The organism is Brucella pseudintermedia (assembly GCF_008932435.1).
GTDB lineage: Bacteria > Pseudomonadota > Alphaproteobacteria > Rhizobiales > Rhizobiaceae > Brucella > Brucella pseudintermedia.
Genome location: NZ_WBWE01000002.1, coordinates 159,510 through 171,548, shown reverse-complemented (window position 1 = coordinate 171,548; position 12,039 = coordinate 159,510). Strand labels below are relative to the sequence as shown.

Sequence of the window (12,039 nt, the reverse complement as noted above, 5' to 3'; positions counted from 1 at the left end):
TATTTGCCTCGCGCATTTCCCGCATGCAAAAACGTTCACACTTTGCTGGAAATGCTCTGGCGGCCTGTCGTCTTCGGAGGAGGAGGGCGGCTGGCCTGATTTCGTAGACGTTCGCTGTGGCGAATCCGAAACGGGAAGGGAGGGTAGGTCCGAATGCCAGCAAACCAGGCGTTGGCCTCAGGCACAAGATCACGATTCGCCGCCAAGTCGCGTCGCAGTGTCCGCACGGGGCCGCTGCTCGCTCCGGCAGTCATACTACTTCTGCTTTGGATGATCGTTCCGCTGTCGATGACGCTGTGGTTCTCATTCCAGTACTACAATCTGATCAATCCGTTCATTACTGGCTTCGCCGGTTTCTCGAATTATTCTTTCCTCTTGTCCGATCCCACGCTTTGGTCGGCGATCGCCAAGACGCTTATTCTCGTTGTTTCTGTTCTGGTTATATCTGTGGTCTGCGGCGTACTCTTTGCCGTGCTCTTCGATCAGGAGTATTGGGGCAAAAACATCGCGCGGCTTCTGGTAATAGCGCCGTTCTTCGTTATGCCGACTGTGTCGGCGCTAATCTGGAAAAACCTTTTGATGCATCCGGTGAACGGGCTGTTCGCCTTCATCTCGCGCAGTTTCGGATTGCCGGTCATCGACTGGTTTTCACAGTTTCCAATGGCCTCCATCATCATGATCGTTTCGTGGCAATGGGTGCCGTTTGCGACGCTGATCCTGATGACAGCCATGCAGTCGCTCGACCGCGAACAGATGGAGGCTGCCCGCCTTGATGGCGCCAAAGGGCCGGTCATGTTTTTTTATATCGTGCTGCCGCACCTGCTGCGCCCGATTTCGGTCGTCATCATGATCCAGACGATTTTCCTTCTTTCCGTCTTTGCGGAAATCCTCGTTACGACTTCGGGTGGGCCGGGCATCGCAACGACGACGCTCACCTATTTCATCTATCTGAAAGCGCTCCTGCAATGGGATATTGGCGGCGCTTCCGCAGCCGGCGTTATCGCCATCATCCTGGCCAACATTGTTGCGGCGTTCCTGATCCGGACCGTCGCACGAAATCTGGATAGTTAGGAGGGCTGACCCATGACTGCAAAACGCAGGATCAACGGGGCCGCAGTCACGGCCGGGATTATCGGCTGGATCGTGGCGCTGCTGATGTTTTTCCCGATCCTCTGGATGCTGCTTGCAGCATTCAAGACGGAAATCGATGCGGTAGCGCCGCCAAAACTGTTCTTTGAGCCGACGCTGGAGAATTTTGTCGCGGTCAATCAGCGCGCCGATTATTTCCGCTATGCGATGAACAGTATCGTTGAAAGTTTGGGCGCGACCATACTCTCGCTTGTCATTGCGGTGCCCGCTGCATATGCCGCGGCGTTCTTCCCGGGCAATCGCACCAAAGACCTTCTCTTGTGGATGCTGTCTACCAAGATGCTGCCCGCCGTTGGCGTACTGGTGCCGATCTATCTTTTAGCGCGTGATAGCGGCCTCCTTGATACACGCACGGGCCTTATCATCATCTTCACCCTGTCCAATCTGCCCATTGTAGTCTGGATGCTCTATTCCTTTTTCAAGGAAGTGCCGGGCGAAATCCTAGAAGCAAGCCGTATGGATGGTGCGAAAGTCGGCCAGCAGATACGCTATCTGCTTTTGCCGCTAAGCCTTCCGGGCATCGCGTCGACCGCGCTTCTTTCCATCATCCTGTGCTGGAACGAAGCGTTCTGGAGCCTCAATCTTACAGCTTCGCAAGCGGGTCCTCTCACCGCCTTCATCGCTTCCTTCTCATCACCTGAAGGATTGTTCTGGGCAAAACTCTCGGCGGCGTCCACGCTGGCCATTGCGCCGATCCTTGTCTTCGGATGGGTCACGCAGCGCCAGCTCGTGCGCGGTCTCACCTTCGGCGCCGTGAAATAAAGGGAACGAAATGGCTACACTTTCATTGAAAAACGCCACCAAGTCCTTCGGCAACATTGATGTCATCAAAGGTGTCGATCTGGATATTGCCGACCGCGAGTTTGTGGTTTTCGTCGGTCCGTCCGGCTCCGGCAAGTCAACGCTACTGCGCATGATCGCTGGACTTGAGGAAATTACCAGCGGGGACCTCGCCATTGACGGAGAGCGTATCAACGATACGCCGCCGGATGAGCGCGGTCTTGCCATGGTTTTCCAGACCTACGCGCTCTATCCGCATATGAACGTACGCGACAATATGGGTTTTGCGCTGAAACTCGCTGGCGTCGCCAAGGCTGAACGGGACCGCAAGGTGGAAGAAGTTGCAAAAACGCTGCAACTCGATCAGCTACTCGACCGCAAGCCGAAGCAGCTTTCGGGCGGGCAGCGCCAGCGCGTTGCCATTGGGCGCGCCATGGTGCGCGAACCGAAGATTTTCCTGTTCGATGAACCGCTTTCCAATCTTGATGCCGCATTGCGTGTACAAATGCGCATCGAACTGGCACGTCTGCACGACCGCCTCAATGCGACAATGATCTATGTCACGCATGATCAGGTGGAGGCCATGACGCTTGCGCACAAGATCGTGGTTCTCCGCGATGGCAAGGTGGAGCAGGTGGGGTCGCCGCTGGAGCTTTACCATCATCCGGTCAATCGCTTTGTGGCCGGTTTTATCGGCTCGCCGACCATGAATTTCATCGAAGTCAAAGCAAGCGCCGTTGATGCCGACGGGGTGACAGTCCAACTCGCCAATGGACGTTCCGTCAAAGCACCCATCAAAGGTGAGAGCGTCAGCGCCGGTACGCCGCTGGTTTTGGGTATCCGCCCGGAACACCTTCACCCGGCCTCCAATGGCTTACTCGAAGGCGAAATCATGGTTGTCGAACGCCTTGGCGGTGAAACTTATCTCTATGTGCAAAATGAAAGCGCGTCCGGCCTGATTGTTGCGGAGGCAGGCGGCGGCAGCGCGGCGCGTGCGCATGAAACGGCCAGTCTAGGTTTTGACCCCGGCGACGTGCATTTGTTTACACCTGACGGCAGGGCTTTGGAGCGGTTTGAACGGCATCCTTTATTGCTGACGGAAAAGAAAGCGCACCTTTGAGTGCGGATTGCAACTCCCGGAGTATCCCCATGAGACTGAAAGACAAGGTCGCCCTCATCACCGGTGCGGCGCGCGGTATCGGACTTGGCTTCGCTGAAGCCTACGCGCGTGAGGGCGCGAAGGTCATTATTGCCGATATCAATATCGAGCGGGCAGAACAGGCCGCGCGTAGCATCGGCCATCCGGCCAAGGCGGTGAAACTTGACGTGACTGACCTGGCTCAGATTGACAAGGTCGTCGCGGAGATTGATGCGGAATATGGAGGTATCGACATTCTGGTTAACAATGCGGCGATCTTCGACATGGCTCCCGTAAATGAACTGACAGAACAGAGCTATGAACGTGTGTTGGGCATTAACCTGAAGGGGCCGCTCTTCATGATGAAGGCGGTTTCAAATGTGATGATCCGGCGCGGGCGCGGCGGCAAGATCATCAATATGGCGAGCCAGGCGGGTCGGCGCGGCGAGGCGCTGGTGACGCTCTATTGCGCATCGAAGGCCGCGATCATTTCTGCCACGCAGTCGGCCGCTCTTGCTCTGGTCAAATACGGCATCAACGTCAACGCAATCGCGCCCGGCGTGGTGGACGGCGAGCACTGGGATGTGGTGGATGCGAATTTCGCGAAATGGGAAGGGTTGAAGCCGGGCGAGAAAAAAGCGGCCGTGGCAAAGTCTGTGCCAATCGGTCGCTTCGCGACACCGGACGATATCACCGGCATGGCGGTGTTCCTGGCGTCATCTGATAGCGACTATATCCTGGCCCAGACCTTTGGCGTTGACGGCGGCAACTGGATGGCTTGAGACGAAGCTGGGATATTGCAATGAAAGCGATCTACTTTACCGGCCATGGCGAAGCGTGTCTGGCCGATCTGCCGGAACCGGCATTGCAGCCGGGGCACGCCCTGATCGACGTCAAGGCGTCGGGCCTTTGCCATACCGACATCGATGTCCTGCATGGTCGATATGGGGTCAGCGCATTTCCGCTGGTGCCGGGGCATGAATATGCAGGAACGGTGGTGGCCATTGCCGAAGATGTGACCAATGTGAAAGTTGGCGACCGCGTTGCGGTCGATCCGAATATTCCCTGCGGTCGTTGCCGCGCCTGCCTCAAGGGGCTGACCAACCTCTGTTCGGATTTGAAAGCCTATGGAGTGACGCACAATGGCGGCTTTGCAGGTACGAGCCTCGTTGAGGCCAGCCACCTCCATTCCATCGGAGACCTGCCATATAATGTAGCAGCCCTTGCGGAACCGCTTGCCTGTGTTCTCAACGGACTTGGTGCGGCGGAACTGAAGACTGGCGCAGGCGGAGCCGAAAATGCGCTCGTCTTCGGTGCAGGGCCGATCGGGCTGTTGCTCGCATTGTCCCTGAAAGCGCAGGGCGTAAAGCGCATTGCAGTGGCTGATATCAATGAACATCGTCTGGCCTTTGTCGAGAGCCTGGGTCTCGAGGCAGTCGTTTCGGGTTCGGAGAAGCTGGATAAGCGCAGGCGCAGCTTCGATTTTGTTGCAGATGCGACGGGGATTGCCAAGGTCGTTGAAAGCATGGTTGGCTTTGCGGCTGACGGAGGTACGGTTCTGGTGTTCGGCGTTTGCGCACCGGATGCCCGGATTTCGGTTGCACCTTTCGAAATTTTCCGTCGCCAGATCCGTATTGTCGGTTCACATTCGCTCAATCGCAACATTCCGCAGGCTTTGGAAACCCTCAAACAGGACAAGGGCGAAATGGCGCGCCTCGTTTCGCACCAATTGCCCCTCCGTGAGATGCTGCCTTACTTCACCAAGAAGGGCGGCGATCCAGCCACGATGAAAGTCCAGTTCGTACCCGATTGAATTGAAGGAAATCGTCATGACCAAGCTGTCGCGCGCCACGCTCCAGAGCTTCGACAAGGTGCATAAACCAGGTTACGACCCTTCCGGTTTGAAACCCGGAATCGTGCATTTCGGCGTCGGCAATTTTCACCGGGCTCATCAGGCTGTCTATCTGGACGATCTGTTCGGAATGGGTGATGGGCACGATTGGGCGCTGGTGGGTGCCGGCGTGCGCGACAGCGACGATGCCATGCGCGACACGCTGAAAACGCAGGACTGGCTGACCACCGTTGTGGAACAGGAGGCCGACTACGCGGAGGCCAGGATCACCGCTTCGATGGTTGATTATGTGACCATATCGACGGAGCAAGGGCGATCGGCACTGATGGCCTATCTCACATCGCCCGATACTCGCATAGTTTCCATGACCATTACGGAAGGCGGCTATTATATCGACCCGGCAAGTCAGGCCTTCGATCCCGCGCATCCGGATATCGTGGCCGACGGGACCCATCCAGATCGGCCGAAAACTGTGTTCGGCCTGATCGTGCAGGCCCTGAAGCTGCGCAAGGAGGCTGGCGTACAACCTTTCACCGTGATGTCGTGCGACAACATTCCAGGCAATGGGCATGTGACGGAAGATGCTGTCGTAGGGCTGGCAAAACTGGCTGATCCCGTCTTTGCTGACTGGATTTCAGCCAATGTCGCTTTTCCGAACTCCATGGTGGATCGCATTACTCCGGCCACTGGCGCGCGAGAACGCGAGATCGCAGCGAAGGATTTCGGGGTCGAAGATGGCTGGCCGGTTTTCTGCGAAGGTTTCAAACAGTGGGTGGTGGAAGACAATTTTCCGGCGGGACGGCCGGCGCTGGAAAAGGTTGGAGTCACGTTCACCGATCAGGTCGCTGCTTTTGAATTGATGAAAATTCGTATTCTGAATGGCGGCCATGCGGCTATCGCCTATCCGGGCGGCTTGCTCGATATTCATTTCGTGCATGAGGCAATGGAGCATCCATTGATCCGACGCTATCTGGAAAAGCTCACAAGGGAGGAGATCATCCCGGAAGTCCCGCCAGTGCCGGATACCGATCTTGAAGCCTATCGCGTGTTGATCGACAAGCGCTTCGCCAATCCAAGCATCGGGGATACTGTCCGCCGGCTGTGCCTCGATGGTTCCAACCGCCAGCCGAAATTCATTCTGCCTACCGCGTCTGACCGGGTGGCTGAAGGCAAGTCTGTGACAGGACTGGCGCTCGTTTCCGCCTTCTGGTGCCGTTATTGCTATGGCTCCACCGATAGCGGAGCGATAATCGAGCCCAATGATCCGTCATGGGATCGCCTGGCTCGACAGGCGGCTCTTGCCAGGAGCAATCCCTCGGCCTGGCTTGCAATGGAAGATATTTTCGGATCGCTTGCATCAAATCCAGCCTATGTCACGGCATTCTCATCCGCGCTCCTGCGTATCTGGCAAGATGGCACTGTAAAAACGCTTGAGCGTTATCTGGCCGGTGAGCCACTATAACGAAATTACAATGCGCCCGGATAAACCCTTACCGGGCGGTTATCCTTGACCGACTCCATAACCACAAACGTCGATGTGCTTGCCACATTGGGCAGGCTCGAAATCTTCTCGCCCAGCACCTCGCGGTAACGCCGGATATTGGGCGTTCGAACTTTTAGCAGATAGTCGAAAGAGCTTGCGATCATGTGGCATTCTTCGACTTCGCGAATTTTGCGCACCGCCGTGTTGAAGGCTTCCAGCGCGGCTTCGCGTGTATCGGACAGTTTAACTGTCGTGAAGGCGATATGATCGAGACCAAGCTTTTCGGGATCAATGGCCGCACGGAAGCCGACAATATAACCTTCGTCGACCAATCTTTTCAGTCTGGCCTGACACGGCGTCTTGGATAGACCGACTTTTTTAGAGAGTTCCGTGACCGGAATACGTCCATCTTCGCTCAAGACCTCCAGAATGCGCCGATCGAACTGATCCAGATCGTCTAAAGAATCTATCTTTCGCATTCTTTTTGCCTTTCAGAAAGCCAATAATAAGATCGATAATCCTTCATATGGAGCAAATGAAGGCAGAAGGCAATTTGGACAAATGTTAGTGTGCGCCCACATAAAGCAGAGCTAAACTGGGCAGAGACGCTCGGGGCTGTTTTCATTTGCGAGCATTGCACCATGACCGATACACTACCCGCTCCCACCAATCCGGTTTTCCAGAATTTTGCGCCGCCGATCCGCGAGCAAAACGCGCTAAGACAGGCGATCACCGCCGCTTATCGTCGTCCCGAAGCCGAATGCGTTGCCGCACTGGTCGCACAGGCAACCTTACCGGAAGAAACAGTCAAGCAAATCCGTGCTACCGCCCGCAAGCTGATCGAAGCGCTGCGCGCCAAGCATAAGGGCACCGGCGTCGAAGGTCTGGTGCATGAATATTCGCTGTCGAGCCAGGAAGGCGTGGCGCTAATGTGCCTTGCCGAAGCTCTGCTGCGCATTCCGGACATGGCGACGCGTGACGCGCTGATCCGCGACAAGATTTCGAATGGCGACTGGAAGTCCCATATTGGGGGCGGGCGTTCGCTTTTCGTCAATGCTGCGACCTGGGGTCTGGTCGTCACAGGCAAGCTGACGAACACGGTCAATGATCGTGGCCTGTCGGCAGCTCTCACTCGCCTCATCGCCCGCTGCGGTGAACCAGTAATTCGTCGCGGCGTGGATATGGCCATGCGCATGATGGGCGAACAGTTTGTCACCGGCGAAACTATCGAAGAAGCGTTGAAACGCGCCAAGCCGCTGGAAGAACGCGGTTTCCGCTATTCCTACGACATGCTGGGTGAAGCCGCGACGACTGCCGCCGACGCCGAGCGCTATTACAAGGATTACGAGACCGCAATTCACGCCATTGGCCGTGCATCGGCTGGCCGAGGCATTTATGACGGTCCCGGCATTTCCATAAAGCTGTCGGCTCTGCACCCGCGTTATGTCCGCTCCCAGAGCGAGCGCGTGATGGGCGAACTTCTGCCCAAGGTGAAGGCGCTCGCTGTCATCGCCAAGTCCTATAATATCGGCCTTAATATCGATGCCGAAGAAGCTGACCGCCTGGAGCTGTCGCTTGACCTGTTGCAGAGCCTGATCGAAGACCCGGAACTGGCAGATTGGGAAGGTATCGGCTTCGTGGTGCAGGCCTATGGCAAGCGTTGCCCGTTCGTGCTCGATTTCATCATCGATCTGGCGCGACAGAACAAGCGCCGCGTCATGGTTCGTCTGGTCAAGGGCGCTTATTGGGATGCCGAGATCAAACGCGCGCAAGTGGATGGGCTGGAAGATTTCCCGGTTTATACCCGCAAGGTGCATACCGATGTTTCCTACATCGCCTGTGCCCGCAAGCTCCTTGCCGCGACCGATGCCGTTTTCCCGCAGTTTGCAACCCACAATGCGCAGACGTTGGCTACCATCTATCATCTGGCTGGCCCGGATTTCAAAACCGGCAAGTTCGAGTTCCAGTGCCTGCACGGCATGGGTGAGCCGCTTTATGATGAAGTCGTCGGCGCCGATAAGCTTGGCCGTCCGGCTCGCATTTACGCGCCAGTCGGCACGCACGAGACGCTGCTGGCCTATCTGGTTCGCCGTCTTCTGGAAAACGGCGCGAATTCCTCCTTCGTCAACCGCATCGGTGATGCAAGTGTTTCCGTCAATGAGCTGATCGCCGATCCGGCTGAGGTCGTTCGCTCCATGGCTGTTGTCGGCGCACGCCACGACCAGATTGCCCTGCCGGAAAATCTCTATGGCGTTCGTAAGAATTCCGATGGTTTCGACCTGTCGAACGAGACCACGCTTGCCGAACTGAGCAAAATTCTGAAAGACAGCACCAATCGCGCATGGACGTCGGAGCCGCAAGTTGCTGGCGCCAAGGTGAAGGGAACCAGCCGTCCTGTTCTCAATCCAGGTGATCGTAATGATGTTGTAGGCCAGGTGACTGAGATCGCCGAAGCAGACGTAGCCAAAGCCATGAAGTCGGCAAAGAAGGCGACGGCAAGCTGGTCGGCGATTCTACCTGCTGAACGTGCGGGCTGTCTTGAACGCGCAGCCGACATTATGCAGCGTGATATGCCGGTTCTGCTCGGTCTCATCATGCGCGAAGCGGGCAAATCCATGCCAAACGCGATTGCCGAAGTGCGCGAAGCCATCGACTTCCTGCGCTATTATGCCGAACAGGCCCGCCGCACCTTGGGCGTTGCTCATAAGGCGCTGGGACCAATTGTCTGCATCAGCCCGTGGAATTTCCCGCTGGCGATCTTCACGGGCCAGATTGCCGCCGCTCTCGTCGCGGGCAATCCGGTGCTGGCGAAGCCGGCCGAAGAAACTCCGCTCATTGCAGCACAGGGCGTTCGCATTCTGCATGAGGCTGGCATTCCAGACGATGCCTTGCAGCTTTTGCCGGGCGATGGCCGCATCGGGGCAGCGTTGGTTGCTGCCGAAGAAACATGCGGTGTGATGTTCACTGGTTCGACGGAGGTGGCGCGTCTCATTCAGGCGCAGCTGGCATCGCGCCTGCTGCCAAATGGCAAGCCGATCCCGCTGATTGCCGAAACCGGCGGTCAGAACGCCATGATCGTGGATTCATCTGCCTTGGCAGAGCAGGTCGTCTTCGACGTGATTGCATCCGCCTTCGACAGCGCCGGTCAGCGTTGTTCGGCGCTGCGCGTCCTCTGCCTCCAGGAGGATGTGGCTGACCGCATCCTCACCATGCTCAAAGGCGCACTGAAGGAACTCTCCATCGGCCGAACCGACAGGCTCAAGGTCGATATAGGGCCGGTTATTACTGATGAAGCGAAGACCATCATTGAAAAGCACATTCAAGGTATGCGGGATCTCGGTCGCAAGGTGGAACAGCTTCCACTTGGCTCGGATGCGCAGCACGGCACTTTCGTTGCGCCGACCATCATCGAGATCAACTCGCTTCGCGATCTGAAGCGGGAAGTCTTCGGTCCGGTTTTGCATGTGGTGCGTTACAAGCGCGACGACATGGAACGCCTGATCGATGACATCAATGCAACCGGTTATGGGCTTACTTTCGGTCTGCATACCCGCCTTGACGAAACTATCGCCAATGTGGCGGATCGCATCCGCGTCGGTAATATTTATATCAACCGCAATGTCATCGGCGCCATTGTCGGCGTGCAGCCTTTCGGCGGACGCGGCCTGTCCGGCACCGGCCCGAAAGCGGGCGGTCCGCTCTATCTCGGACGTCTCGTGGAAACGGCCCCGATCCCGCCGCGTCATAGTTCGGTTCACACCGATCCGGCGCTCAAGGATTTCGCCAAGTGGCTTGGCCAGCGCGGCATGAACGATCTGGCGCAGGCCGCGCGCGAAACCGGAAGCAATTCGGCGCTCGGTCTCGATATCGAGTTGCCGGGTCCGGTCGGCGAGCGCAACCTATATGCGCTGCACCCGCGCGGGCGTATCCTGCTGGTGCCGCAGACCGAAACCGGCCTTTATCGCCAGCTCACAGCAGCGCTTTCCACCGGCAATACGGCAGTCATTGATGCAGCTTCCGGCCTGCAGGACAAGGTGAAGGATCTTCCGCCCAGCGTTGCCGCCCGTATCGCTTGGAGCAAGGACTGGCAGGCGGATGCACCGTTTGCCGGTGCTTTGATCGAAGGCGACAGCGCGCGCATTCTGGAGGTAAACCAGAAGATAGCTGCCCTGCCAGGGCCATTGGTGCTGACGCAGGCCGCTTCCTCGGAAGAATTGGCTTCGAAGGACGATGCCTATTGCCTTAATTGGCTTCTGGAAGAAGTCTCAACTTCTATTAATACGACCGCTGCCGGCGGAAATGCCAGCCTGATGGCAATTGGCTGATCGCATAGGCATCAGAAAAGCAGAAAGGCGGCTTCGGTCGCCTTTTTCTTTTGTCCGTAAAAATTTGCATGGCTGTGCAAATGATGGCTCAAAACAGAATGATTGAATTATTTTTTATAATTTCAGAATAAAATTTACAAAGGCATTGACAGGCTTTCATAAAAGGCAAAGACTGTGCACACGCTTGCAAAAGCGTCGGCGTGGAGGCGCCGTATAAAGGGAGGAAAACAATGCGTTCGGCATTTCTGGTTGCGGCGCTGTCCGCTGGCGTATCTTCATTTGCTTTTTCTGCGCAGGCCGCAGGCAATCTCAATCTCATTTGTTCGGCGGATGTGGTGATCTGCGAGCAGATGAAGAACATGTTTGAGAAGGATACCGGCATCAAGGTCAACATGGTGCGGCTTTCTTCTGGCGAAACCTACGCCAAGGTAAGGGCCGAAGCGCGTAATCCAAAGACCGATATCTGGTGGGCTGGCACCGGCGATCCACATCTTCAGGCCGCGGCTGAGGGACTTACGCTCGAATATAAATCGCCCATGCTCGAACAGTTGAATGATTGGGCCAAGAAGCAGGCCGAAAGCTCCGGATTCCGCACGGTTGGTGTTTATGCCGGTGCGCTCGGTTGGGGTTACAACACTGATATTCTGGCCAAGAAAAACCTGAAAGAGCCAAAATGCTGGGCTGATCTGCTCGACGCGTCCTACAAGGGCGAAATCCAGATGGCCAATCCGAATTCTTCGGGCACGGCCTATACGGCACTGGCTACGCTGGTACAGATCATGGGTGAAGATAAAGCTTATGAATATTTGAAGAAGCTCAACGAGAACGTATCGCAGTACACCAAATCCGGCTCGGCCCCGGTCAAATCCGCGGCGCGCGGCGAAACAGGCATCGGCATCGTCTTCATGCACGATGCGGTCTCGATGACGGCCGAAGGCTTTCCAGTAAAATCGGTCGCACCGTGCGAAGGTACGGGTTACGAGATCGGCTCCATGTCGATCGTCAAGGGCGCCAAGAATCTGGAGAATGCCAAGAAATGGTACGACTGGGCGCTGACCGCAGAAGTGCAGTCGCACATGAAGGATGCGAAGTCCTTCCAGTTGCCATCGAACAAGTCGGCTGAAGTTCCAAAGGAATCTCCGCGCTTTGAGGATATCAAACTCATTGATTATGACTTCAAGACCTACGGCGAACCGGCCAAGCGCAAGGAATTGCTCGAGCGCTGGGACAAGGAAATCGGCGCGCACGCCAACTGATCTTTCGCTCGCTTGAAATCCGGGTGCGCCGCTTCTGTTGTGCGACGCACCATTTC

General features: G+C 56.5%; 9 protein-coding genes. 8 read left to right on the top strand and 1 reads right to left on the bottom strand.

What is annotated here, in order from left to right; all coding sequences use genetic code 11:
• Window positions 1–153 precede the first annotated feature (153 nt).
• The 6 genes from F9K78_RS03330 to F9K78_RS03305 are packed head-to-tail and all read left to right on the top strand — an operon-like array spanning window position 154 to window position 6,381.
• Window positions 154–1,071 carry a carbohydrate ABC transporter permease gene (locus tag F9K78_RS03330; protein WP_121981929.1) on the top strand — a complete coding sequence of 306 codons (918 nt, stop codon included), beginning with the start codon at window positions 154–156 and terminating at the stop codon, window positions 1,069–1,071.
• 12 nt (window positions 1,072–1,083) lie between these two features.
• Window positions 1,084–1,911: a carbohydrate ABC transporter permease gene (locus F9K78_RS03325; protein ID WP_121981928.1), complete on the top strand. Its 828-nt coding sequence runs from the start codon at window positions 1,084–1,086 to the stop codon at window positions 1,909–1,911.
• A gap of 10 nt (window positions 1,912–1,921) precedes the next feature.
• A complete protein-coding gene (locus tag F9K78_RS03320) occupies window positions 1,922–3,049 on the top strand; it encodes an ABC transporter ATP-binding protein (protein ID WP_121981927.1) in 1,128 nt (375 codons plus the stop codon).
• A 29-nt stretch (window positions 3,050–3,078) separates the two neighbouring features.
• Complete coding sequence (locus F9K78_RS03315) at window positions 3,079–3,849, top strand: L-iditol 2-dehydrogenase (RefSeq protein ID WP_121981926.1); 771 nt, start codon at window positions 3,079–3,081, stop codon at window positions 3,847–3,849.
• 20 nt (window positions 3,850–3,869) lie between these two features.
• Window positions 3,870–4,880, top strand: coding sequence for a zinc-dependent alcohol dehydrogenase family protein (locus F9K78_RS03310; RefSeq protein WP_121985278.1), 1,011 nt, complete (start codon window positions 3,870–3,872; stop codon window positions 4,878–4,880).
• A 16-nt stretch (window positions 4,881–4,896) separates the two neighbouring features.
• Complete coding sequence (locus F9K78_RS03305; protein ID WP_121982044.1) at window positions 4,897–6,381, top strand: mannitol dehydrogenase family protein; 1,485 nt, start codon at window positions 4,897–4,899, stop codon at window positions 6,379–6,381.
• A gap of 5 nt (window positions 6,382–6,386) precedes the next feature.
• On the opposite strand, the gene F9K78_RS03300 is transcribed toward F9K78_RS03305, so the two are convergent.
• Window positions 6,387–6,881: an Lrp/AsnC family transcriptional regulator gene (locus tag F9K78_RS03300; RefSeq protein WP_025090034.1), complete on the bottom strand. Its 495-nt coding sequence runs from the start codon at window positions 6,879–6,881 to the stop codon at window positions 6,387–6,389.
• Between the two features lie 162 nt (window positions 6,882–7,043).
• Here F9K78_RS03300 and putA point away from each other — a divergent pair, with 162 nt between their 5' ends.
• Window positions 7,044–10,727, top strand: coding sequence for a trifunctional transcriptional regulator/proline dehydrogenase/L-glutamate gamma-semialdehyde dehydrogenase (putA, locus tag F9K78_RS03295; RefSeq protein WP_121981924.1), 3,684 nt, complete (start codon window positions 7,044–7,046; stop codon window positions 10,725–10,727).
• Between the two features lie 230 nt (window positions 10,728–10,957).
• Window positions 10,958–11,983 carry an ABC transporter substrate-binding protein gene (locus F9K78_RS03290; RefSeq protein ID WP_121985279.1) on the top strand — a complete coding sequence of 342 codons (1,026 nt, stop codon included), beginning with the start codon at window positions 10,958–10,960 and terminating at the stop codon, window positions 11,981–11,983.
• Window positions 11,984–12,039 lie beyond the last annotated feature (56 nt).

What these genes read in the sequence shown, in the direction of transcription:
- F9K78_RS03330 (WP_121981929.1), top strand. Translation starts at nt 154, where the DNA reads ATGCCAGCAAACCAGGCGTTGGCCTCAGGCACAAGATCACGATTCGCC.
- F9K78_RS03325 (WP_121981928.1), top strand. Translation starts at nt 1,084, where the DNA reads ATGACTGCAAAACGCAGGATCAACGGGGCCGCAGTCACGGCCGGGATT.
- F9K78_RS03320 (WP_121981927.1), top strand. Translation starts at nt 1,922, where the DNA reads ATGGCTACACTTTCATTGAAAAACGCCACCAAGTCCTTCGGCAACATT.
- F9K78_RS03315 (WP_121981926.1), top strand. Translation starts at nt 3,079, where the DNA reads ATGAGACTGAAAGACAAGGTCGCCCTCATCACCGGTGCGGCGCGCGGT.
- F9K78_RS03310 (WP_121985278.1), top strand. Translation starts at nt 3,870, where the DNA reads ATGAAAGCGATCTACTTTACCGGCCATGGCGAAGCGTGTCTGGCCGAT.
- F9K78_RS03305 (WP_121982044.1), top strand. Translation starts at nt 4,897, where the DNA reads ATGACCAAGCTGTCGCGCGCCACGCTCCAGAGCTTCGACAAGGTGCAT.
- F9K78_RS03300 (WP_025090034.1), bottom strand. Translation starts at nt 6,881, where the DNA reads ATGCGAAAGATAGATTCTTTAGACGATCTGGATCAGTTCGATCGGCGC.
- putA (WP_121981924.1), top strand. Translation starts at nt 7,044, where the DNA reads ATGACCGATACACTACCCGCTCCCACCAATCCGGTTTTCCAGAATTTT.
- F9K78_RS03290 (WP_121985279.1), top strand. Translation starts at nt 10,958, where the DNA reads ATGCGTTCGGCATTTCTGGTTGCGGCGCTGTCCGCTGGCGTATCTTCA.